This window comes from Barnesiella sp. B2-R-119, from assembly GCF_023656675.1.
GTDB lineage: Bacteria > Bacteroidota > Bacteroidia > Bacteroidales > Barnesiellaceae > Barnesiella > Barnesiella intestinihominis.
Window position 1 is genome coordinate 364,121 of record NZ_JAMOKL010000001.1, and the last position, 24,183, is coordinate 388,303.

Here is a 24,183-nt window from a genome sequence, read left to right on the forward strand (position 1 = left end):
TCGGCATTAGATATATTAAAAGAAAAGGGCTGCAATGCAGCCCTTTTCTTTTAATACAAACTTATTTATTTCTCCTGCAAAGCCTTGTGCATAGCAGCCGCAGCACGCCGACCGTCTCCCATAGCAAGAATAACCGTAGCACCACCTCTCACAATATCTCCTCCTGCATAAATATCAGGTATTGAAGACTGCAATGTGTCGGCATTGACGACAATCGTCCCTTTCAGAGTTACTTCAAGGCCCTCTATGGAATTAGGGACCAACGGATTAGGAGAAACTCCCACACTGACAATCACCTCGTCGATATCGATGGTCTCGATAGCTCCCGGAATAGGAACAGGAGAACGCCGACCAGAAGCATCCGGCTCTCCCAACTCCATTTTTTGAAGTCGCATTTGACAAACCCTACCCCGTTCGTCCCCTATGTACTCGACAGGATTATGCAATGTCAAAAATTCCACACCCTCCTGTTTGGCATGATGTATTTCTTCCTTACGAGCCGGCATCTCGTCCTCTGAGCGACGATAGATTATCATAACCTTCTCCGCTCCCAACCGACGAGCCGTCCGTACTGAATCCATCGCCGTATTGCCACCTCCGATAACCGCCACTCTACGACCTCTCCACACCGGAGTATCGGAATCGGGATTAGCGGCATCCATCAAATTCACTCGTGTCAGATATTCATTACTCGACATCACCCCATTCAAATTCTCGCCCGGAATATTCATGAATCTCGGCAAGCCGGCTCCGCTGGCCACCATGATACCCTTAAATCCCATCTCATGAAGGTCGTCATACGAGAGCGTCTTCCCGACAATGCAATCGGTCATAAACTCGACTCCCATACGACGAAGGTTCTCTATTTCAACGTCGACAACCTCGTTGGGCAATCTGAATTCGGGTATACCGTATTTTAGAACTCCTCCTATCTCATGCAAAGCCTCGAACACGGTGACTCTATATCCCCATTTAGCCATATCTCCCGCAAAAGAAAGTCCACAAGGGCCCGAACCAACTACGGCTATTTTCACTCCGTTACAGGGCTTCATGGCAGGGAGAGCGACCTCTCCCGAAGCGTGTTCATAATCGGCGGCAAAACGCTCCAAATAACCGATAGCGATCGGTTCTTTTTTCAATTTTTGAGTATAAAAGCACTTCGATTCACATTGACGTTCCTGTGGACATACCCGCCCACACACCGCAGGCAAAGCACTCGTTTCTTTCAACGTACGAGCCGCCGACAAAAAATCGCCCCGTTCTATATTTTTAATAAATTTCGGTATATTGATTCCAACCGGACAACCAGTCATACAAAGAGGCTCTACGCAATCGAGGCAACGAGTAGCCTCCAAAACGGCCTGTTCACGTGTAAGCCCACAATTCACCTCTTCCCGATTAGTTATGCGGTAAGCTGGATCGAGCTCTTTCATTCTCACCCGAGGTATATCGGTACGCTCCTTAGCCTTTCTACTTTTACGCAGCTCTTCTCTCCATTTTTCGGCACGTTGTGCCGATAACTCTTCTTTATTCATAAATATAACAAAACTTGTTACTTCGATTCCAAATCTTTATAGGAAGACAATCGCATAAGCATTTCGTCAAAATCCACTTGATGGGCATCAAACTCCGGCCCGTCTATACATACGAAACGTGTTTTTCCGCCCACCGTAATCCGACATGCTCCACACATGCCGGTTCCATCTACCATTATCGTATTCAGAGATGCAACCGTGGGTATATCGTACTTTCGAGTCAATAGAGAAACAAATTTCATCATCACCGCCGGTCCTATGGTCACACACAGGTCTACCTTCTCCCGATTGATGACAGACTCTACACCTTGTGTCACAAGACCTTTATTACCATACGAACCATCATCGGTCATAATTATTACTTCGTCTGAATGTTCCCGCATTTGTTTTTCAAGAATAATCAGCTCTTTCGTGCGTGCGGCCAACACCGTAATCACCCGATTACCGGCTTCCTTCATCGCCGCAACAATCGGCAATAAGGGAGCACAACCGACACCACCGCCACAACAAACTACCGTACCGAATTTTTCGATATGAGTCGCCCTGCCCAACGGACCTACCACATCTGTAATATAATCCCCGGGATTAAGAGCACACAATTTCGAAGAAGACTTTCCTACCGCCTGTACGACCAAAGTGATTGTCCCGGCCTTGACATCGGCAGCAGCAATCGTAAGCGGAATACGCTCGCCCTTCTCACCGACTCTCACGATAACAAAATGACCTGCTTTACGAGCCTTCGCAATCAGAGGGGCTTCTACGACAAACTTTACAACTTTTTCCGAAAAATATTCTTTCGCTACAATCTTATTCATCGATTTCTATATTATCTCTCTTTCTTACAAAATTATAAATTTCCTTCCCGAAAAATACCCCGGACAAGGACTATTTACGTTCATCTGTCTTTTATTAATCATGCCAAACCGCATCCCATTTTCACATCTCATGCAAAGATGCTAAATTTTAATGAAACTCCGATACCTTACATAAAATTTATCCCTGCTTATACATCTATAACAATCCACCCCAATTACTTTAAAAAGGAATGAATTACATTTAAAAATCAAATACCAATAACAATTTAATAAAAAAAGGCTGAACTTCAATAAGTTCAGCCCCTACTACATCTACTGTACCATTTCAAAACACGATTACACAGCTACCTGCCTCATTCGCTACTACACTTATAGTTCCTTGTGTTTCACTCCACTTACAGGAAACACCTTCACTACTTTCATAAATTGCAAAGTCTTTACCAACAAAACGTTCCGGCAAAGCAATCTGTCTATTAGCCGCTTTTTTAAAATCTATGTAAACAGCCTCTTTGTCTCTGATATATCCGCAATAACAAAGCAAATCTTCATCATCTGCCACAGGAGAGACAAACCACGTATAAGCCCCTTTCCAATAGTCCGTATCACCCTTCGAACGCGATTTGCTGCCTATGACTTTATGATAACTCTTTCCATAAGAATTACCGATAAATACTACGTCCGAAGCATCAACCTCTCCTCTTGTTCCCAAACCTTCATTAAACATGTGTGCCGACTGATAAGCGGTCGAACTTTTCTCTATAAATCGGTGAAAATTAGGATAATTGGTCTTTGTAAACCTATCGACCTGTGCCTGTGGAATCCAACCTATATATTCACCTTCTGGCGTAAAAGTATATTCTTCGTCTTTAAACATCGATTGCATGCCATAATAACGATTTACAGTAACACTACTTTTATTCATATAGGTATGAGTCACCTCTACATTTATAGTATTTCGGCAGATATTATAACTGCTAAACTCCTTACACAAGGTATCGGAAAAAAGATATTTCCCATCTTCTTGATAGGCACTAGCCGGATTGTAAATATAACTCCACACATACACTCTCACATCGGTAGCATTCAACACAGCATCTCCGGTCAACTCTTTATCGTTACATTTAATAATGACTTTATCTGTAAAAGCCGTTCGGGTCGTATTATCATCTGCATAAGAATGATTACCCCCACACCAACCACCAGCCATCAATTCAAACGGACCAATGTTATCACTAGTTGCCTCATTCAATAAGGTCATACTTGCAACATCTTGAGAGTGAGCGACCGGCTTACTCGAACTATTCGCAACAACTCCCACCTTCGAAAAAGTGTACAACTTATTGAACATACATTTCTCAAATACATATACGATATCGTTACTTTCATCAAGTTTCGACGATACATAAAGAGCATCTCCAATCCGTTCCACCACACAGCTCTTTTGCAAGTCGATAGGCGGATCATAACTCTCGGCCGAATCACAACTTTGGCACATTAAAGCAATCCATAATGTTCCACATAAACTTTTCATCAACTTATTCATAATTTTACTTTTTATGTCGTTCTACAATCAATTCACACAACTCGTCCATGATTTCCTTATCTCTTTCATCTTCGGATTTATACATTTCATAAATGGCTCTACTTCCACTATAATATGCAATCGGAAGATCAGAAAAGACTCCATTATCCTTAAAAACATCGATATACGATTTCATTCGAGAACGAAAAGAAACCGGCTCATAATCAGATAATGCACGAGAATCGAACTCCATCTCAATAGCCATTCCGTTCTTTTCACTTTCTTTACAAGCCTCTTCCAATCTCGAATCTGGAATATTTTCTTCAAAAAAATGGTTGGGTTGAAGATAGGCCATATCGAAACCAAGCTCTCTCCATTTATCATAACCCACTGCTTTCCAATAAGGAATCCAATAAAACAATAGATTCTTCGAATGTATATATTCGCTCACCGACAAGGATAAATCACCGTTATAAGCAATATCCTCGTCCACCCAATAGAAACCGGCAAGATCCAAATTCTTATAATTGGCATTACGGAAAGACTCCAAAACCCTATCGACGTACCACCGTGTGGCGGCTACTTGGTCTTCCCGATACAAAAAGCACAATGTTTTACCATTCAATTCACCCCAATCTCTCTGTCTAAACATGGCAGCTGGTAACCCGATAACAACCCGATGACGAAATTCGGGCTCGCCTATCTCTTTTTTCACAGTCTCAATACAAGCATCGAGAGCAGACAAAGATTTTCCCTCCTCGAATAATCTTTGTAACAACCACTCCCATTCTTGCTTCCTTGCATCCTTACCGTAACCTTGCGCATAACGCCGGCCTTTCCCATCGCTAAACTCCAAAAAGAGAAATCCGTCAAAAAGCCATTCTTTTCGGCCATCTTGAAATTGATGCATTACATACGGACGAAACTGTTCCTCCGTCCAGTCCATTCGATTTATTCCGCCCTGATAAATCAACGCCAAATCCTTTATGGTATTTTTTCTAAATGCTCGTTCCAGACAATCGCCTATACACTCGGCATAACGAAATTGTCCCAAATCGGTAAAATGGATTCCATCGACCGTCGCCTCATAATCATCGCCTATCAAAGCCTGAGACGGGACGTAATATATATTTTTCTCCTTTTCTTTTTGCAGCTCCTTGTAGACCAATTGCAAAGCTTCATTCTTTTCACGTATCTCATCGGCCAACACCCGATTATAAACAGCACTCGGAAACTGAGGGTCTTCCACGAATATGATAGGCGTCGTCCGATGTTTTTTTCTCAAAATACGATAAAAGGGAATTGTCAGCTCTTTTATTTGAGAGACCGACGCATTCGGCACAAAATCCAATACGTATGCCGAAGCCTCCACCTCGCTCATCAATTCGGCGATCTCCTTATCTAAAAAAGCATTTGCACTAAACCCTAAATTTACGACTTCTCTGTCAAAACGGCGACCGATAATATTAGTAGCTGCCATTCCCGGACGTGATGCACTGGCTCCTTGAAGAATGCTCGTCCCATACATCACAATGGGATTCTCTCGATCGGGACTGTTCAACTCCGACGCAACAATCTCCGCCCCCGGGTCGATACCTATTTCGAGCTTATCGATACCGTCATAAAGCGGCAAATAGAGCATAAATTCTCTTTCTTGGGGTAACATGTTCTTAACGATCGTCACATGGTTTTCTTTCCCGGTAGGAATAGCACTATTCACGAACTGCCACTTCCCGTCTTGCAGACAATACAAGTCCAACCCTTTGACTGCCGTCGCTGTAATGTGATTGAACTGATTATTATATTTAACTGTCCATCTAGCTCCCACACTCGTAGAATTAGTTCTAAAACGAACATACAATCCGGCCGTATTCTGGCTCAAATTCCACAAAGCTTTACGCACTGCCGGCTGCATATCGGAAGAAAGCCGAGAGTACAATGGATTCTTACAATCTCTTATTTTTCCATATACAGGAAGAAAGCCTGCTACATCATGAAACGACCGCTGTGAACGGAGCAATTCTTGCAACCGTTCAGGCTCGTCAGTCGTAATATAATCGACACCCCTATCGATACACCACTGCATATCTTCCAAAGAATTGACCGTCCATACATTTACCTTCAATCCTAAATCATGACATTCCCTTATCCACCCGATGTGCTTTCTAAACACATTGATATGATAGTCCTGTCCCGCCGCATCGATAGACTTTAAATCTTTCGGTAGCCGAGAACCGTTCAAATAATACACCGGTGTACCTTTGGGGGCTTGCTCAATAAGTTCCAACAAACCCTCGGCCGAAAACGTAATATATTCTACCCGTTTTTCGAGACCTTTTTTTCTGACCATCTCTACAATTCGTTTCACGGCTTCGGCCTCTCTCTGTTTATCTTTATGAGGCTTCAACTCACAAATCAAACGCACACTCAACTTTTTAGCCCTATTCAAAAACGCATCAAGCGTAGGAACAGTCTCTCCATTCTTCAATTTTTGCTTCAACAACATTTTCGACGAAGACGACTCTATATCCATACCGTTTATAACAGCATCATGATTTACAATCAATACGTCATCTTTCGTCAGCCAAACATCGAATTCCGATCCGTACACACCTATCGAATCGGCCAGTTCAAGTGCCCGTAAAGAATTTTGAGCCGAAGAAGGTGTCTTCCAATATCCCCGATGGGCTATCACCTTAGGAAGCTCGGCCATACTGTTCGAGCAAAATACCCCGAACAACAATATCCACAAAAAAGACTTTATCTTCATCTCCCATTATTAATTATCTAATCTATCGTCATCGTCTGGACAGGGACAACAGGATTAAGTACACGATTAACACCCCATCTTTGTTGTTTTTTCACTTTTATATCCCGAACCGACCTTATATCTTCACATGAAGCCCCGAAACTTACTTTGTACAGACCCTTCTCCAATACCCACGACGAAGAGGGTTCATCGAAATGAGCCAAATCATAATCTGTAAAATTCATTGTAAGTATCTCACTTTCTCCCGGTTTCAGCAATTTTGTTTTCCCGAAAGCTTTCAACTCACGAAGAGGATTTTCCGAAGCTCTATTTTCTGCCCCCACATAAACCTGAACAGACTCATGGCCTTCTGCCGCTCCTACATTCGTAACCTTTATTTTAGCCACCCACCTGCCCTTCTCTTTTTTTACAGAAGGTTCGCTATACAAAAATTCGGTATAAGATAAGCCATACCCGAAAGGATAAGAAACCGCTTTATTCACAGTTGTAAAATATCGGTAGCCTACCCATACTCCCTCTTCGTAAGAGGTATAATCAAAATTTTTCCCGCTTAGAGTTTCTCCCACAATCGGATAGTTTTTAGAAGAAGGAATATCCGAATATCTTACAGGGAATGTCATCGGAAGTTTCCCCGACGGATTCACAGTTCCTGTCAATACATCTGCCACAGCATGCCCACACTCCTGTCCCGGAAACCAAACAGAAAGAATCGCATCGGGTTTATTCTTCCACGAAGCTGTTTCCACCACACCTCCGATATTAAGTAATACAACGACCTTTTTATTTCGAGCATGAAACTCCTCGCAGACCTTGTCGATCATATAAATTTCCGAATCGGAAAGATTAAAATCATCATGCACTTTTCTATCCGACTCCTCGGTCGAACCTCTTCCTATCACGACAACAGCCATATCATTCGATTTAGCTTGCTCCCCAACCAGTGTCTTATTGGGCATCAAATCCATTTCTGGATAAACATACCGACGATACGAAAGACGTTCCCAATCGGTTGCCTTCGGGTCGACCAACAACGCCTCTTGGTAAGCATTATACTTGGTATAGAGGTCTTTCAAAGAACGATCCAAGACAAAACCTACCTGTTCGAGTCCTGTCGAAATATCGACAATATGAGATTTATTCACATTAGAAGAGCCTCCTCCACCGGCAATCGAGTGATAAGCGGTTGCACCAAAAAGAGAAATATTTTTTATCCCTTTCAACGGCAATACACAACTGTCGTTTTTCAAAAGTACCATACCCTGTCCGGCAACCGAACGGGATAATGCAGCATGCTGTTCCAAATCGGGTAATGCGGCATGAATGTCCTTTCGAAAAGCTTTGGTCTTTACCACATAGTCGAGGATATGCTTCACAGCATCATCGATAACCTCCATCGAAAGAGCACCGCTCTCTATTCCGGCTTCTATTTCTTCAAGTTGCGCCTTTTCTCCGGGCATCAACAAATTAGTACCACCCTCTAATTGCTCTGGACTATTCCTTTTCCCGTACCAATCCGATACGACCAAACCGTCATACCCCCACTCTTCCCGAAGAACAGTTCGTAATAATTCGGCATTCGATTGAGTCAATATTCCACCGATTTTATTATAGGACGACATCACCGTCCACGGGTTCGAGTGCTGCAAACAGATTTCAAACCCTTTCAGATAAATTTCACGCAAAGCCTTAACCGGGATACGAGAATCGTTATTCAGTTTATTCACCTGCTGATTGTTGGCGACAAAATGCTTTAAACTTGTACCGATACCCCGGCTCTGTACTCCATTCACCATAGCGGCTCCCATTAGCCCAGATAAAACAGGATCTTCTGAAAAATACTCGAAATTACGCCCGCACAACGGATTTCTCATAATATTGATTCCGGGTGTCAATATGACATCGACATCATAAACAGCAGCCTCTTCGCCCATTGCTCCGGCTTGTGTCTCCACGAGCTGAGTATCCCATGTAGAAGCCAGCAAAGTCGAAGACGGGAAACAAGTACAATAATGACGTTTTCCATCAACCTTAATAGGAAAAATACGTACTCCCACCGGACCGTCGGCCATGACAGTCGAAGGTATGCCGTATTGCGGAAAGGCTTTTGTATACCCAGCCGCACCCGGCACATAAACTGTTAATGAATCTTTTGAAACCAACGACTCGCATCCGACCAATAACATTGCTTTTTCACGAGGCGACATTTGTTTGACAATCTCATCTATATTATCCTCTGCCAAACGCAAACTTCCTCCCGCACTTCCTAAGGAGCAAAACAAAAAGCCTAAAACAATCCAAACTCTATCTACACACTTCATACACAAAAACTATTCGTTATTTTACTATCAATTTCAGAGACTTCACATTTTTATCTTGGATAACATTCAAGATATACATACCTCTATCCCATTCGGAAGTATCAAAGCTCACACTTTTTTCTCCTGCATTTACCGCAATACGACTTACCAATACGCCATCACTCCGACACACAGACAACAAAGCGTCGGAAACCTCCTGCAAATCTACCGAAACCGCCGTACCCTGCTCTACCGGATTGGGATAAATCATTAATGCTTGCGAGTTATCGACCGAAGAAATTCCGCTTTCTCCAATCACCGTCACAGACAATGTAGTAGTCAAATTTCCATAACCAGCAGTCAACATGTGAGTACCGCTACCCGAAGCATTCAATGTCGTTCCATCATTCGTTATTGTACCCAAACTCGAACCACACGACAAAGTAACACCTTCTACATTTCTATCGACCAATACTCCATACTGATTATAACCATAAATAACCGGAGTATATGCATCTCCCTGATTCAAAGTCTTGGCGTAATCCATAAAGCGGATAGTCGTTATCGTCACATCATTCTGAGGAGCATCGGTAGACAAATACAATCCATCGGTCACCGAACGTTCCGAACCGTCACTAGGTTGGTTAATGACTCCCTCGCCTTTTACATAGAATGTCGACGAACCACCCCCATCGAAATTCATAGCCTCGGAACAGCCCGCATAAATCATAATATCGGCTAAAACTTTTGAAATAGGTCCCACCGATATAGAGCTTCGGCCATCGGCTACGAGCATCACCAGCTTATTCTTTTCAGCATTATACCCTACGGCAGTACGAGGTTGAGCCGAAGTCAAATGATCGAGTGCATTTTCCGTATCGAGAACCTTACCTCCCGAAACAAGCATAGGGCAACCACCTAATGCCTGTTGTATTTTACCTCCGGTAAATCCATTAAAACGAATCGCACAACGAACTTCGACCACATCGCCCTCACTTAAATTACTTACAAAAGATTCTTTCGTACCACTACCCGAAAGAATATAACCATTATCGGGAATAGGCATAGAACCCGCATGGCTCGGGTTCCCCTGAACTCTCATTCTCACAGTTGCACCCGGTGTCAAAAAATTTCCTTCACCATCGGGAACCAAAACGACCTCCGAACCATTACTATCGGTTCCTGTATTCGCTCCTTTTCTCGAAGAATACAAAACCAAACCATTCGTCTCTCGTTCCAAATTCATAGCACTAAGCTCCGCCGTACTATAATCGGGAGCTGTAAGTTTTACATAAAAATCGCCTCCTCCCGAGTAAGGAATTTTGTTGGCATCTATTCCAAACAAGGACCAACCACTGGCCTGATCACTACAATACACTTCACCGTCGACTACGGTGATTCCGCACGGCATAGAACTCGAAAAAAAGTCGGCGTTGATCCCGGCAAAATAAGAACGGTTGCTCGTACTGTGCGATTCCGCTGCATTCGATACCGTACCAAGCCCCGTGAGCGTGTCCTTATGTTTGATAGCCCGCACATCGACATTTTCATTTTTCAAATCGGTCGTTGTATAAAACACACGCAGATTGACAGGACCAGCCAATTTTATAGAAGTCTGAGTCGTGCCCGGACCGATATAGGCATGATACAATGTATCTACTCGATACTCTTTTCCATGTAATATCCACGTGCCGGATGCAAAACCAGTCATGACATATAATAGTGCAAAGACACAGGAAATCAGCCTTTTCATCGTTTTTTATTTATTGGTTTATGAAACGGAATTAAAAAGGAGACGCTTCATGAAGTGTCTCCTTTTTGACTTATCGATTGTTAAATTAACGAACAATCACTTTGGAGACTTTTCCATCTACCTTTACAAGATAGATACCCGCATTACATTTGACATTCATTTCATCTTTGCTAATCAATATACCTCCCACGTTGTAAACTTCCACGCTATTGGCATTACCGATTACATTGATCTCTCCGTGGTTGGCAACTACCTTAGCCGTGGTAGTCTCTACACCTTCTACTGACGAAGAAGCTAAATCGAATATATATTTCGAAATAAACGCATTATTGGCTCCTGCGGCCGGGAAATAATGATAAATCTCGGCTTGTGTATCGGAAACAGGTACTGCGGCAAACCACTGTCCGAACGCCGGATTGGCCAAAATATTCATTCCTTGACTTTTCATTTCGGCCACTTTCTCTTCGTCGCTCAAACGTAAAACAGCAAAGCCCGACTCATAAGCAACCTCTGTCGAATAATAACGCTGACTATATACCAGATAATCTTCATCTCCTATCGTAAAGAAACAGCTTCCAACCATATCGGTAGGAAAACATGTCATACTTTCCGTTTCTTCTTTCAAAGGAACAATCGTATAATCTTTCACTTTGGTAGCATTTCCGTCTTCTTCGATATGCATTCTTTTCACACCACACTTACGTTCATGAATAATGATATCACCATCATATTCATAAGCAATCGTCTGAGTAGAGGCTGTACCCTTTAACGTTCCGTCATTGCTATTCTCAAAAGCGACCGACACATCGACTGCATTCATATTGTCCACATCTTGTGCACCATTCTTGATCGGCAGAATATAAACATACGGACTATTCGCACACAACAAATAGAATGTACCTCCTTCTTCGCTCAATACGTTACCCGAAGCTTTTCCGAAAAAATCGCTACGTCCGCAGGTTACACTCATAGAAGGCAATATCAAGGTTATATCGACAGCCTCTCCTCCTGCCGCAGGATAAATACGGATAGGACGAGAATCTCCCGTCTGAGTCCCGAAAGTTCCACTCTCATTCTGCACGATGATATTACCGGCATCATCGGCACAAATACCCATACTACCTTGCGTGGAAGTCAATGTAGATTCTTTTCCGTCTTTAGTCCATACATCGACAGTACCATCATTTTTATTCTGAATATAAAACTTACCGTTCGCATACGTTCCTTGACGCATGTTTGTAGCATCACCCACTGGCGTTTTCCATTCTTGTGTAATTGTTGCTAACTGTGCAGAGACTCCCACAACAGAGAATAATGCAACTGCACTTAAAAGTAATTGTTTCTTCATTTCTAGATCAATTTAAGTTAATAATATGTTTTTCACTTATTTAATTTATTTGATATATATCACTTATTTAATAAATAAATTTATTAACATTTCAAATATATAGACTAATATTTATATAACCAAATTTTTTTGTATAAAAAATTTGGTTATATAGTATTTTTTATCAGAGATTTATTCTTTTCCCCGATAAAGGTTTCATTTTCAAGGATTTTCCAGATGGTAAAATAACTTCATGAGCCAGTGTATCCATATTTACGACATACCAGACATGTTGCCCGCCCTTCGACTGCCACTCAGAACCCATCACTACATGGTTCTTTCCGAAAGTGGGAACATCGATCTGCGGATTGTCACCACCGGGAACAAACTCTCTGATATATCGTCCCTCGATAAAGATATCGTGCTGTTTCTTTCGTAATTCCATCAAAGTGCGCAGGAAAGTAGCCTCTGTCTTCGCCTCGTCACGCATCAATAGAGTCGGGTCTACCCAACCGAGTTGAGAACCGTACAGGAAACATTGCATGTTCTGATAACGGAACTCGCCTTTTGTCACGTCGGCAGTAGGAGTATAAGTGTAGGCGCAAGTTATCACCCGATCGGAATAGACCGTAGGAAACAACGGCACGATACGACAATTGGCATGGGGAGTATTCACTGTCAACAACATATCGAACAAAGGAATATAGCATTCCGAATTTTCTTCGGAGAACACAATTTTATCCTTTCTCAAATGATTGCCCCGAATCGAATCGATTAAAGTTTTATACGATTTATACCAAAAATCTCCGCCTCCTGCGGCATGTCCGTGATTCTTCGCAAAACAAGGCTGAGGAGCCGCAGCCGCAATCTGATCGATATACACCCCGTTCGTATGCAATTCGTTTTGAATTTTATCGGCCAACCCGATAATAATCTCGTGCCACAGACTTGAAGCCGGACAAGTGACTGTATTCAAAACTTTCGATGTAGGATAAATTTCGGTATAAAGCGTACCGTCGGCCTTACGGCAAGATGCAGAAGCTCCATTCAAAGCTGTATAACTATCGGCTGCGGGATCCCACAATCGACCGTTTATATAAGGGACGGCATGACATTTCCGCTTTTGAATGGTAGAAATCATTCCTTCAAACTCCGGTTTAGCCGGGAAATAATCGGGATAATGTGTATCATAAGGATAGTTATGCCAATAGTAAGTATGTACACCGATACCTTCACCGAAAAAGTCGATCGTCTTATTGATAGCCGCCATAACGGTATCGGTAACACCTTTCGAACGTATCCACAAATCTTTATCCAACAACCACTGCGGTATATTGCGAGACTGCAATGATTTATTTCCCCACTCACATGTAAATGTAAACGGCCTGTACCATTGCAGTGCAGCAGCTTGCCAGCCGTCTGGATTATAGCCGACAACAGTAGTCCACGGCAAATCGAAACGCCCGGTCGTGGCATCGGTCCACCCCTCGGAAGTTACCACCTCCGTCACAAAAGTAACACTCTTGCTTCCACACACGGCCCGCAATTCCTTTCCGCAAGCATTACGATCTTCGGTCGCATAATAAAAAGAACCCTCCCCGTTATGCATCAACAACAGTTGCATGGAGCCGGTACATGATGGATAAGTTACTTTATAGGCGCCTCCTGTCGCCATATCAAATTCATTCCCCCAGCCGGCAGAAGTAATCATCTTCCCGTCTTTTGGGCGAACTACTGCTATACGCGGGAATTGAGCTTTGGAAATAACCCAACCCTTAGGAAGATCGGCGGTCAAATCCCAATACAACAGTTCGGAATGATCGGTAGCCGTCACTTTCATACGAATAGGATACATACGTTTCTCATACGATAAACGCATATCCCATACGAACACGACAGAAGCAGAGGTATCGTTTTGTATCACCTCATAACCTTTATAGACTCCATGTTCGGGAAACAACATGGGATTTTCTCCTTGAATACCTTTATAAGTGAGTACCCACGGTATGGCATTCGTCGACGGAACGACCATTTCCTCTCCATCGTTCAATTTCATCGATTGAATATTGAAAGCCTTTCCTTTCGGGACTATCAACTCCACGCTGCCATTACCAACTTTCACTGCATCAGCAGTCTCCTCTACCAAAGCTCTATGCGTTGCAAAAGCCGGCAAAGTTACCCAACAAGCGAAAAGGGCAAAAAATACCCTTCTCGCTCCTAAGAACCATTTATCATTCATTATAACCTGGATTTTGTGTTAAATTCGGGTCTTTATTTCTCTCTGATTGCGGGATCGGCCACAAATAGAATTTATCGTCCCAATAACGACTTTGATCCCTCACGTGTAATTTATCCGAATAGGCATCATACGAAGCGATATCATTCAAATCGTGACGGTCGCTAGTTTTGAAATTGGGAATATCGGTTGCCTCCATACCTGCATACGTCACAGTCGACAAAGGCGCTCCATAACTTGGTTTAGCGTTTTCCAAATCGCCAATTTGCCAACGCCTCATATCAGCAAAATGTAATCCTTCCATCGCCAATTCTACCTTTCTTTCCCGACGTACCAACTGACGCATTTTATCTATATTACCTTTACGATCGGACGAAACCTCTGGCATGCCGGCACGAAGACGCACTTTATTAATCGCATCGTAAACCGTATCGTCGAGTTCTCCCAATTCTATTTTTGCTTCGGCATAAGTGAACAGAATTTCGGCATATCGCATAATAGCAATGTTACAAGTAACCGTCGAATAATCTTCGGTAAGCCCACCTACATATTTGTACCATAAATAACCGCAACCATTGGACACGAAACTCGTCCATGCTGCCGTTCCATTTACATCGGGATTATTCGTTTTCATCCATCTTTTTAAAGCCGCGTTGTACATTTGAGTCTGATTGGCAAAAGCTTCCACTATAAATTTATTCGTGCCCGAAGCCGTATAATAGTCGATCGTATCGCCATGCATTTTCAAAGTAGCACCGAAACGAGGGTCTCGGTTCTTATTCGGAGCTTTCGGGTCATACAATGGAGACTCGTCGATACGGAGCCCGTCGATGCACTCATACGTATCGGCCAATAGACTACCCGGATGTTGTCCGGTCTGAGCGAACATACGAGGACCATTGCCCAATGCAACCCAATGATATTTATTCGTATTATTTGCCATTTGGTCGGAATACATCAACTCCCATAACATTTCATTACGCACATCGGATTTTGTCTGTCCTTCTTTGGTAAACAAATCGGCAAAGCTCTTAGCCAAATCACGTTGTCCGATCACTCGATTAGCGGCATTAGCGGCAGTACGAAAATAATCCATCGCTTTACCACCGAAATTAAGGCTGCCGGCAAACAGAGCTGCTCTCGCTTGCAATCCATAAGCTACAGCTCTATCCACGCGGCCGCGTTCTGTTGCCGTCCAGGGCATTTCTTCGGCAATCAATCCAAGTTCTTCGATAACAAAATCCATAACTGTTTGTCTCGAAGTGCGAGATGCATTATAATCCTCAGTGGTAGCCGGTTTCGTAAAAAACGGAACATCACCGAAAGCAACGACCAAATTATAGTAAGCATAAGCCCTCAATACACGCGCCTCGGCATAGTAACGTTTAGCCTCATCGCTCATATTTTCAATATTTCCCGAGGCTCCATAAATTACAGCATTAGCTCGTGCAACCAATTTATACAAACCAGACCAATACGCCAATATACTACTATTGTCGGGAGTACACCCCGAACCTGCGCCAATGGTCGTATTCTGAGCTCTCTCCATACTCAATCCCGTAAAATTATCGATAGTGACGACAGCAGGACGATGCAACGAGTTCGTAAACGTCCCCTCCATATACAATAGATTGTAAATACCTACGACACCCTCCTTCAATCCGGCTTCGCTCTCATAAATTCCACCGCTGTCATAAGAGGGAGATTGAGTATCCAGAAAATCGGAACATGCCACGAAGGCAATCCCCGCCAGAGCGATTATTATCTTATTTATCGTCTTCATAATCATATTTTTTAGAAATCAAGATTTATACCGAAATTAAATGTTTTCATCACCGGATACATAGCTCCGCTGGTTACACCGGTTTCGGGATCATAACCTTTATAACCACTATTGATCGTAAACAAATTAGAAGCCGTGAAATAGAGCCGCAAATTATCAATGGACACTCTGTTCGTCCACTTCTTGGGCAAGGTATAACCCACAGTCAAATTTTTCAATCGCAAATAGGCTCCGCTCTTGATCCAAAATGAAGATACAATATTATTCATATTTGTAGAACCTGCATCGACTAACAAAAGAGGATATTCCGCATCCGGGTTTTCGGGGCTCCACGTATCGAGCTGGCTCTTGAAAATCGTACTGTTTTGAACCAAAGGTCTTGCCCCAGCTCCGGAATAATACAAATCACGTTTACCGACTCCCTGAAAAAACAGAGACAAATCGATTCCCTTCCATTGGCCGCCGAGCGTAAAGCTATACTCATAACGAGGCGTGGAATTACCCAAGATAACTCGGTCTTTGGAGTTAATCTCACCATCGTGATTTACATCGACATAACGTATATAACCCGGTTTGATATTCGCTTTGTTCCCTCCATACACGCAATCGGCCATATCGATTTCTTCCTGACTTTGGAAATAACCGTCGGCGACATAACCGTAGTACGATCCAAGTGCTTCTCCCTCTCGCGTAATCGTCGGCGACGAATCATATTCTTTCCCGTAAAGATTGGTAACCGTATTCTTTACATCAGACAGATTCGCTTTCACATAATACGATAAATCGCCTATCTTGTCTTGCCAACCGATCGAAACTTCCCAACCGTTATTGCGCATAGAACCGGCATTCTGCCACGGAGCGCTCATACCTACGAAATCAGGCAGATCGAATTGCTGAAGCATTCCGCTAATGTTACGAATATAATAATCGGCGGTCAAAGACAAACGAGATTTGAATAAAGTAAGGTCCAAGCCCACGTCAAACTGTTTAGACTTTTCCCACGTAATCAATTCGTTAGCCAATTGAGCCTGAGCGATTCCGGTCGTCAGTTTTTTATCGAACCAATAATTGACCGTACCCGACAAACTATTTACGGCTGCCACATAGGGATAATAGCTACCGATAGACTGGTTACCCATTGTACCATACGAAACCCTCAGTTTCATATCGTCCACCACAGTCTTTGCAGGCTCGAAAAATGACTCTTCCGAAATTCTCCAACCGGCCGAAGCCGAAGGAAAGAATCCCCACCTACTCTCCGGGCGGAAACGGGAAGTTCCATCATAACGTCCGTTTAATTCTATCAAATACCGGTTATCGTAAGAATAATTTACCCGATAAACGTAAGACAACTGCGCCAGCTCATATCGGTTACTGGAATTACCGGCAGTAGTTGCATCGCCATGCATTAAATCTTCATAGCCATCGTATTGGAAATTTTGACGACTGGCTAATAGATAATTATAATCAAGTTTCTCTGCTTGGAAAACGCCCATTACCTTAAAATAATTACGTTCTATCGTTTTCTCATACGAAGCCTGAGCAATGAACTGCTGATTCACTGTTTTCGTACGTTCTTCTTGTCGAGTACCATTATCGCTCGTCGAAGGATAGGTCATCATGAAACGGCCTCCCTCATAAGTATCGTAAGGCCGTATAAATACAGCACCCTCGGAATTCACCTGACGGCGAGTATAGTCGGCTTTCAAATAAAGACCTTCCAACGGAGTAAGCTCGGCAAAAGCCCTGAAAGTCACTTCGGGAGCCACATCTTTACGAGTACCTCCATCGTTCACTATGGCCAAAGGATTATATCCGGTTCTTCCGTAACCATAAGTACCATCATCGTTCAATGCCGATGTAATCGGAGTCATGGTAAGAATGCTCCCGATAATACCTGAGGCAGAATCCTGAGAAGGACGTATAGCAGTAGCTTGCCGTATATGGGCATCGACTCCGACCTTCAACCATTTCCGAACCTGCATATCGGTATTCAAACGTAATGTAGCACGCGAAAAACTATTATTAGGAATTATACCGTTTTGATAATAATACCCCGCATTGGCAAATACATTCAACAACTTCGTTCCACCGCTCACACTCACCGAATGACTTTGCTGGAATCCCGAATCTTTCAACACCAAATCTTTCCAATCGGTATCGTAATAGTTGTAATTATCGGCTCCCTGAGTTTTATATATCTCAATAATATCTTTATACACAGGATCCTGACCATTATTGACATAAGCCTTGTCCATCTGAGTCATATATTCGATTGCACTTACAGGTTCGGGCAAGTAGGTCGGTGTCGAAAACCCGGCATAACCATTGTAATTTACTTTTACCTTACCCTCGGCTCCACGTTTGGTCGTAATCAAAATGACACCATTCGACGCCCGTGAACCATAAATCGAAGCCGATGCCGCATCTTTCAAAATCGAAATAGACTCTACCGTATTCATATCGATACGATTCATATCGCCTTCTGCTCCATCGATTAGCACCAACGGAGAAGTCGATGAATTGAGCGAACCGATACCTCTAATCTCGATAGAAGCGTTATCGGCTCCCGGCTGACCCGACGATTGTACAGCCGACAATCCCGGCACAATTCCCTGCAAAGCTGTCGATAAATTTGAGGTACTCTTTCGAATCAAGTCCTGCCCCGATACGCTTTGCACCGCACCGGTCAAATTCACTTTTTTCTGTGTACCATACCCCACTACGACAACTTCATCAAGCTCTGTCAGAGAAGAAGATAACTTTACATTAAGTTCATTTTCTTTACCGACCTTTACAGTCTTCGATTCCATTCCCACATACGAGAATTTCAGCACATCACCCTCGCTCGCTTTAATGGCAAAACGGCCATCGATATCGGTACTAACAGCAAGCGATGTCCCGTCCTTTACAACTGCTACACCCGGCAACGGTTCTCCGTTATCATCGGTAACAATTCCTCTCACCGTCGATTGCGCTATCGCCATCGATGGCAGCATGAAGAAGAGTAGCAAGAAAAACAATAAATTTCTCGCAACTCCTTTTTTACTCGAATAAGACGCTTTCATAAAAAATGTGTTAATTATTATATACTCTCTAATATCTGCCAACACTGATAAAGCCCCCTCGGTACATGGAAGCAACCTTTCCACTTTCCCCCTTTCAACGGGAGCAACACTTCTCCCCGGCGATTCAAATAACCGAACCATTCGGGATATTCCTTGTCCTTAAAATGAGACCATGTATAATCATGGATTTTTTCGAACCATTCCCAACAGCCCCTATCGCCGGTCATTTGATATCCCTTCAACATAGCGATGAGCGTTTCGATATGGACCCACCACAGTTTTTGGTCCCATTCGAGCTCCTGCGGAGGATATCCTTTCATATCCATAAAATAGAACAAGCCTCCATACTCTTTATCCCAGCCGTAGTTTACCATCTTCAACGCCGTATCTTTCGCTTTCATAATAAGCTCCGGCCTATTCAGCCGTTTTCCTAAATCCATAATAAACCACATCGCTTCGAGCGAATGGCCGGGATTCATATGACGCCCTTCGAAACAATCGGAAAGCTCACCGTTTTCAAGAACATTTTCCACGACCAAACCTCCCAATTCTGGACGGAGGAAAATCTCCATAACCTCATGAATACAATTTTCAAACGTTCTGCTCAGACACTCCGTACTGAGCAAGGGTTCTATTTCAAGAGCCAGATTACATAAAATCATTGGGAGTGCGAAGTTCTTCAAATCACGAGTCCCTTTATGAATCTTGTTCCATTTACCTTTGGGGTTATCTGCTTTCGACAAGATAATATCGAATGTCTTCTTGGCTATTTCGGCATACTCCTCGTTACCTGTCGCGATATACAGCTGTCCGAACGCCATGACCGCAAAGGTATACGAGAAAATATTATACGGTTCTACAAGAGGATTTCCCTGACGATCGAGAGAAAAATACCAATTGTAATTCCCGTCATGCCCATACTTTTTCAAGAATTCTGCACCTTGAATCGCACAATCGAGCCACTCGCGACGCTTCTCTACTTTATTGTAAAGCATAGAAAACAGCCATATTTCCCTCCCTTGTAGCCAAACGAACTTATCTGTATCGTAAACGCTACCATCTCTATCGAGGCAGGAAAAATAACCTCCATACTCCTTATCTTGAGAGTTCTTTAACCAAAATGGTAATACAGAATCGAAAAGCTCCGATCTATATTGCTCTGCCAACACTTTAAAGTCCATAATATCTAAATTTTAACTATTTCCTCGACAACCAATACTTTTCTATCTCTTCGAGAGATTTCCCCGCCGTTTCGGGTATATAGCGCCACATAATCAGCATATAAGGCACACACATGACTGCAAACAACAAGAATGTCCCGGCCGGAGTTATCGTACCCAATAACCACGGAGTAAGCTGGCTAACCAAATACGTTCCTACCCATAATGCAAATCCGGCAATGGACATAGCTATACCACGCACTTTCGTCGGATACATTTCGGACAACAACACCCACACAACAGCACTGATCGAAACCGCCGTACAAAATACATACAACAAGAAAAAAATCAGCATCAATATGCTCGAAAGGCCTAACGATTCCCCGAACGAGAAATAGAAAGCGATAAGTAATAACGAAACAATCATTCCGCTGACGCCATAGTACACCAATTTCTTACGCCCTATTTTATCGATGATGAGTAATGCCAATATTGTCGTCCCCATATTCACGACACCGATCAAAACCTGATAGAAAAGGGAATCGCCTCCCGACAGTCCGGCATTTTCAAATATCGTAGGCCCGTAATACAAAACAGCATTTACACCCATAAACTGTCCCAAAATCGCAATACATAATCCGGCAACGACAGCCGTAAGAATTCCGGGTTGGAACAAATATTTGAATTCCGATTTCGTCTCGTTGGCTATATAAGCCTGCAACTCCTCGACCTGCTTCTTCGCCCGTTCTTTCCGAGAATAAATCTTCCCGAAAATAGACTCCGATCGGGCGACCTTCCCTCGCAACAACAACCAACGCGGACTCTCCGGTATAATAAACAAAATGATGAAAAACAAGAGTGCAGGCAAAGTTTCCATACCCAGCATCCCTCTCCAAACTTCATCGACAAATATCCAATTCATCAACTCGCTATCGAATCTCGTGCTCTCCGAGACACTCAACAACCAATAATTAATAAGGTATGCTCCCAAAAAACCGACGGTAATAGCCAGCTGATACAGCGAAACCAACCGGCCCCGATACTCGGTTACCGCTATTTCAGAGATATACATCGGCGAAACAATCGAAACGATACCGATTCCTATTCCACCGACAATACGATAAAAAACAAGCCATTGATAACTTCCACACAATGCACAGCCAATGGCCGAAACCGAAAACATAATCGACGCGAAAATCATCGTCAACCGACGACCTATCCAATCGCTCATCGTCCCAGCCACGGCAACCCCGGCGATAGAACCTACAAGAGCACACCCCACATACCAGCCCTGTTCTATATCATTTAGCCCGAACAAGGTCGTAACCTGTTTAATCGTACCGGAAATTACCGCCGTATCATACCCGAACAGGAAACCTCCACATGCAGCCACAACGGCCAGAAACAAGATATAACCGATATTATACGATGATTTTTTCATGGTCATTTTATTTCGAAATATTCCCGGTAACGATCATAAAGATGCCCAGCCTGTAAATAGGCCGATTGAGGGCTCATAAAATGAGAAAACTCAAACGTAATAGCTTTGTCGTAGCCGGCACGTTTCGCAGCTTCCAGTTTCAAACGTAATTTATCGAACTTAATCGGGAAAAACTTAATAGGCATATCCCGATCGAACGACTCCGCATTCGTCCAACATTGCATGCCGTATTTATCGGCGAGTTTCTTATTGACCGAAAAAAACGCATCGAGTTCGTCATAATCGATATGCCCGTCTTGAAATGCACAAGCATCGACCACATCGTGTATTCCATCGAAAATCTCGTTCCATTCCCGTTCATGCGTTTCCACCGAAATAGATTCGGCCTTTGTCAATCGCCCGCTCGAAGCCTGAACCGCCTTTTTACCGTCGATCCACGGCGATATGAACGTAGGCAACCCTCCCGAAACGTCTTTGCATTGTTTCCCCATAGCACGGAAAGCATCGATTGCCCCTTTGGTCTGGCGACTGATTTCCCCGCTTATATACCAGCCTCCGAAACTTTTGTACTTCCCGTAATTCTTCCAAACCTCATCAATCACATATTTATTATGTTCGATCTCGTAAGTCATATCCCGGGTTTCCCAAAACTTACCGGAATCGTACAAACCGAACCAAAATTTCATACCATATTTCTCGGCCAGCCGAAGAAACATATCGACCAAATCGACCGACGGCATATAACAACCTTTGCTCAACAAATACTTAGACGGATAAGTAATAAATTTTTTATATCCCGAACGAATAAGTATGACCGTATCGATTCCGATGGCTTTCATATACCGGAAGTCCCGATCCCATTCTTTCTCACCCCAATTCTGATGTGGAATATCGTGAGATATTTCGTCGAGAAACGTCCCTGTGATTTTCAACCCATTAGATTTAGGGACAATAAGTCCACCGCCCTCCGAGGTTCCAGAAAACGACGAAGACACACCATTACTACCCAATGCTTCTATTTGAGAACCTATTACCGCCGAGGTTCCAGCAAGTGCGACTTTTTTAAGAAAATCTCTCCTGTTATTCATGATATATCTAAAAATATACTGTGTTTTATGCAATAGTTAAGCTAAAATGTTAATTACTTAATTATTACACCTACAAATATAGTATATTTTTATTTATATACCACAGAATAAATAAAAATTTTTATTATATATACTTATTCTTCGAACATTCGACTTCTCGATATTAGACAAGAACCTATCAAACCGGCATTATCGCCAAGTTTAGAAATCACAATCGTCGTATCCCGATTGACCAAATTGAGGGAATATTTTCGCACCGCCGTCTTAATCGGTTGCAAAATATAATCCCCGGTAAGAGACAAAGCCCCTCCTATAATTACTAACTCCGGGTTAAGGATATTAATCAAACCGGCAATATGTTTTCCCAAATTATTACCTATGTCTTCAATCAAATCGATGCACATCACATCGTCTTTTTCCGTTGCGGCAATCACATCTTTTAATGTAAGGGCATTCTTCTCTCTTATTCGGGAAGACAACAAAGATATTTCTCCGTTCGCCTCCCGCTCCATCAATTTCCTAATTAAAGCCGAACCGGAAGCCTCGGTTTCGAGACAGCCCTTTTTTCCACAATGGCACAATACTTCATTATCGTAACTAACGACATGACCGAACTCACCGGCGAAACCCGATTTCCCCGTATATATTCTGCCATCGACAATAATGCCTATCCCCAGTCCCCAGCTCACATTCACGAATATAATGTTTTTCTCGCCATGCACATTTCCTTGCAAGTACTCTCCATAGGTCATGGCACGAGTATCGTTCTCGATAGTCACATTATACCCCAGCTTTTCCCGAAGAACCTCCGCCAAAGGCCTCTCTTCGAAATTAAAAATACTATAACTATATCCCGAAGCAGGATTTACCCGCCCCGATATATTGATATTTATATTCAAAATTTTCTCGCTATTAATCGAGAGAGTTTTAATAAACTTCTGTATGATACCAGCTAATGCATCCAAGCTCTCTTTGGTATTGGCATTCTTAAACGGCACATCTAATTTCTTATCGATCAAGTCGCCTCTGAAATTCACAACGCCGATATGCAAGCTGGAATGCTTAATATCTACACCGATAAAATACCCCGACTCTGGATTCAATCCATATAAATTGGGATGCCTTCCCCCATTCGTTTCTAACTTCCCATAGACATTCAAGTAGCCATTACCGCACATCTCATCGATAAATTTCGTAACAGTAGGCACACTCAAATCCAATTCTTTGGACAGCTCTGTAATCGTAGAACAACCATTCTGAATATAATGAGTAATAATTCTCTTCTTTATAAGAGAATTTTTCGACCCTTTCTCAAACTCTTTCAACAATAAATGAGGCATAACGAGATTACTTTTTTCGACTTACATTGATAAAATAGGAATAAAAAA

14 protein-coding genes and 2 pseudogenes are annotated in these 24,183 nt (G+C 42.9%); all 16 read right to left on the bottom strand.

What is annotated here, in order from left to right:
- Positions 1 to 65 precede the first annotated feature (65 nt).
- The 16 genes and pseudogenes from gltA to NBH06_RS01425 all read right to left on the bottom strand — a co-directional run bounded on the left by gltA (position 66) and on the right by NBH06_RS01425 (position 24,135).
- Complete coding sequence (gltA, locus tag NBH06_RS01350) at positions 66 to 1,535, bottom strand: NADPH-dependent glutamate synthase (RefSeq protein WP_250792406.1); 1,470 nt, start codon at positions 1,533 to 1,535, stop codon at positions 66 to 68.
- A gap of 17 nt (positions 1,536 to 1,552) precedes the next feature.
- Complete coding sequence (locus tag NBH06_RS01355) at positions 1,553 to 2,350, bottom strand: sulfide/dihydroorotate dehydrogenase-like FAD/NAD-binding protein (RefSeq protein WP_250792408.1); 798 nt, start codon at positions 2,348 to 2,350, stop codon at positions 1,553 to 1,555.
- 325 nt (positions 2,351 to 2,675) lie between these two features.
- Positions 2,676 to 3,893 (bottom strand): hypothetical protein, encoded by a 1,218-nt coding sequence (locus tag NBH06_RS01360; RefSeq protein ID WP_250792410.1) that lies wholly within the window; start codon positions 3,891 to 3,893, stop codon positions 2,676 to 2,678.
- 4 nt (positions 3,894 to 3,897) lie between these two features.
- Positions 3,898 to 4,851 (bottom strand): DUF4855 domain-containing protein, encoded by a 954-nt coding sequence (locus NBH06_RS13660; protein WP_284703170.1) that lies wholly within the window; start codon positions 4,849 to 4,851, stop codon positions 3,898 to 3,900.
- Between the two features lie 18 nt (positions 4,852 to 4,869).
- A pseudogene (locus NBH06_RS13665) lies at positions 4,870 to 5,901 on the bottom strand (SGNH/GDSL hydrolase family protein); the annotation flags it as partial.
- Positions 5,884 to 6,642: pseudogene (locus tag NBH06_RS13670) on the bottom strand (glycerophosphodiester phosphodiesterase family protein); the annotation flags it as partial. The pseudogenes NBH06_RS13670 and NBH06_RS13665, both read right to left, overlap by 18 nt.
- 17 nt (positions 6,643 to 6,659) lie before the next feature.
- Positions 6,660 to 8,960 (bottom strand): beta-glucosidase family protein, encoded by a 2,301-nt coding sequence (locus NBH06_RS01380; RefSeq protein ID WP_250792418.1) that lies wholly within the window; start codon positions 8,958 to 8,960, stop codon positions 6,660 to 6,662.
- Positions 8,961 to 8,976: 16 nt separating this feature from the next.
- Complete coding sequence (locus tag NBH06_RS01385; protein WP_250792420.1) at positions 8,977 to 10,692, bottom strand: phosphodiester glycosidase family protein; 1,716 nt, start codon at positions 10,690 to 10,692, stop codon at positions 8,977 to 8,979.
- An 85-nt stretch (positions 10,693 to 10,777) separates the two neighbouring features.
- Positions 10,778 to 12,040: a hypothetical protein gene (locus NBH06_RS01390; RefSeq protein ID WP_250792422.1), complete on the bottom strand. Its 1,263-nt coding sequence runs from the start codon at positions 12,038 to 12,040 to the stop codon at positions 10,778 to 10,780.
- A 163-nt stretch (positions 12,041 to 12,203) separates the two neighbouring features.
- Positions 12,204 to 14,258, bottom strand: coding sequence for a DUF6259 domain-containing protein (locus NBH06_RS01395; protein ID WP_250792425.1), 2,055 nt, complete (start codon positions 14,256 to 14,258; stop codon positions 12,204 to 12,206).
- A complete protein-coding gene (locus NBH06_RS01400) occupies positions 14,251 to 16,038 on the bottom strand; it encodes a RagB/SusD family nutrient uptake outer membrane protein (protein WP_250792427.1) in 1,788 nt (595 codons plus the stop codon). The genes NBH06_RS01395 and NBH06_RS01400 overlap by 8 nt, the downstream gene beginning before the upstream one ends.
- Positions 16,039 to 16,049: 11 nt before the next feature.
- A complete protein-coding gene (locus tag NBH06_RS01405; protein ID WP_250792429.1) occupies positions 16,050 to 19,106 on the bottom strand; it encodes a SusC/RagA family TonB-linked outer membrane protein in 3,057 nt (1,018 codons plus the stop codon).
- Positions 19,107 to 19,123: 17 nt separating this feature from the next.
- Entirely contained in the window at positions 19,124 to 20,287 is a 1,164-nt protein-coding gene (locus NBH06_RS01410; protein ID WP_021892059.1) for a n-acyl-d-glucosamine 2-epimerase, read from the bottom strand.
- Positions 20,288 to 20,303: 16 nt separating this feature from the next.
- Positions 20,304 to 21,707 carry a sugar porter family MFS transporter gene (locus NBH06_RS01415; RefSeq protein ID WP_195492208.1) on the bottom strand — a complete coding sequence of 468 codons (1,404 nt, stop codon included), beginning with the start codon at positions 21,705 to 21,707 and terminating at the stop codon, positions 20,304 to 20,306.
- Positions 21,708 to 21,709: 2 nt separating this feature from the next.
- Positions 21,710 to 22,795 carry a DUF4434 domain-containing protein gene (locus NBH06_RS01420; RefSeq protein ID WP_040295819.1) on the bottom strand — a complete coding sequence of 362 codons (1,086 nt, stop codon included), beginning with the start codon at positions 22,793 to 22,795 and terminating at the stop codon, positions 21,710 to 21,712.
- Positions 22,796 to 22,929: 134 nt separating this feature from the next.
- Positions 22,930 to 24,135 carry an ROK family transcriptional regulator gene (locus tag NBH06_RS01425; RefSeq protein WP_008860959.1) on the bottom strand — a complete coding sequence of 402 codons (1,206 nt, stop codon included), beginning with the start codon at positions 24,133 to 24,135 and terminating at the stop codon, positions 22,930 to 22,932.
- Between the last annotated feature and the right edge of the window lie 48 nt (positions 24,136 to 24,183).

What these genes read in the sequence shown, in the direction of transcription:
- gltA (WP_250792406.1), bottom strand. Translation starts at nt 1,535, where the DNA reads ATGAATAAAGAAGAGTTATCGGCACAACGTGCCGAAAAATGGAGAGAA.
- NBH06_RS01355 (WP_250792408.1), bottom strand. Translation starts at nt 2,350, where the DNA reads ATGAATAAGATTGTAGCGAAAGAATATTTTTCGGAAAAAGTTGTAAAG.
- NBH06_RS01360 (WP_250792410.1), bottom strand. Translation starts at nt 3,893, where the DNA reads ATGAATAAGTTGATGAAAAGTTTATGTGGAACATTATGGATTGCTTTA.
- NBH06_RS01380 (WP_250792418.1), bottom strand. Translation starts at nt 8,960, where the DNA reads ATGAAGTGTGTAGATAGAGTTTGGATTGTTTTAGGCTTTTTGTTTTGC.
- NBH06_RS01385 (WP_250792420.1), bottom strand. Translation starts at nt 10,692, where the DNA reads ATGAAAAGGCTGATTTCCTGTGTCTTTGCACTATTATATGTCATGACT.
- NBH06_RS01390 (WP_250792422.1), bottom strand. Translation starts at nt 12,040, where the DNA reads ATGAAGAAACAATTACTTTTAAGTGCAGTTGCATTATTCTCTGTTGTG.
- NBH06_RS01395 (WP_250792425.1), bottom strand. Translation starts at nt 14,258, where the DNA reads ATGAATGATAAATGGTTCTTAGGAGCGAGAAGGGTATTTTTTGCCCTT.
- NBH06_RS01400 (WP_250792427.1), bottom strand. Translation starts at nt 16,038, where the DNA reads ATGAAGACGATAAATAAGATAATAATCGCTCTGGCGGGGATTGCCTTC.
- NBH06_RS01405 (WP_250792429.1), bottom strand. Translation starts at nt 19,106, where the DNA reads ATGAAAGCGTCTTATTCGAGTAAAAAAGGAGTTGCGAGAAATTTATTG.
- NBH06_RS01410 (WP_021892059.1), bottom strand. Translation starts at nt 20,287, where the DNA reads ATGGACTTTAAAGTGTTGGCAGAGCAATATAGATCGGAGCTTTTCGAT.
- NBH06_RS01415 (WP_195492208.1), bottom strand. Translation starts at nt 21,707, where the DNA reads ATGAAAAAATCATCGTATAATATCGGTTATATCTTGTTTCTGGCCGTT.
- NBH06_RS01420 (WP_040295819.1), bottom strand. Translation starts at nt 22,795, where the DNA reads ATGAATAACAGGAGAGATTTTCTTAAAAAAGTCGCACTTGCTGGAACC.
- NBH06_RS01425 (WP_008860959.1), bottom strand. Translation starts at nt 24,135, where the DNA reads ATGCCTCATTTATTGTTGAAAGAGTTTGAGAAAGGGTCGAAAAATTCT.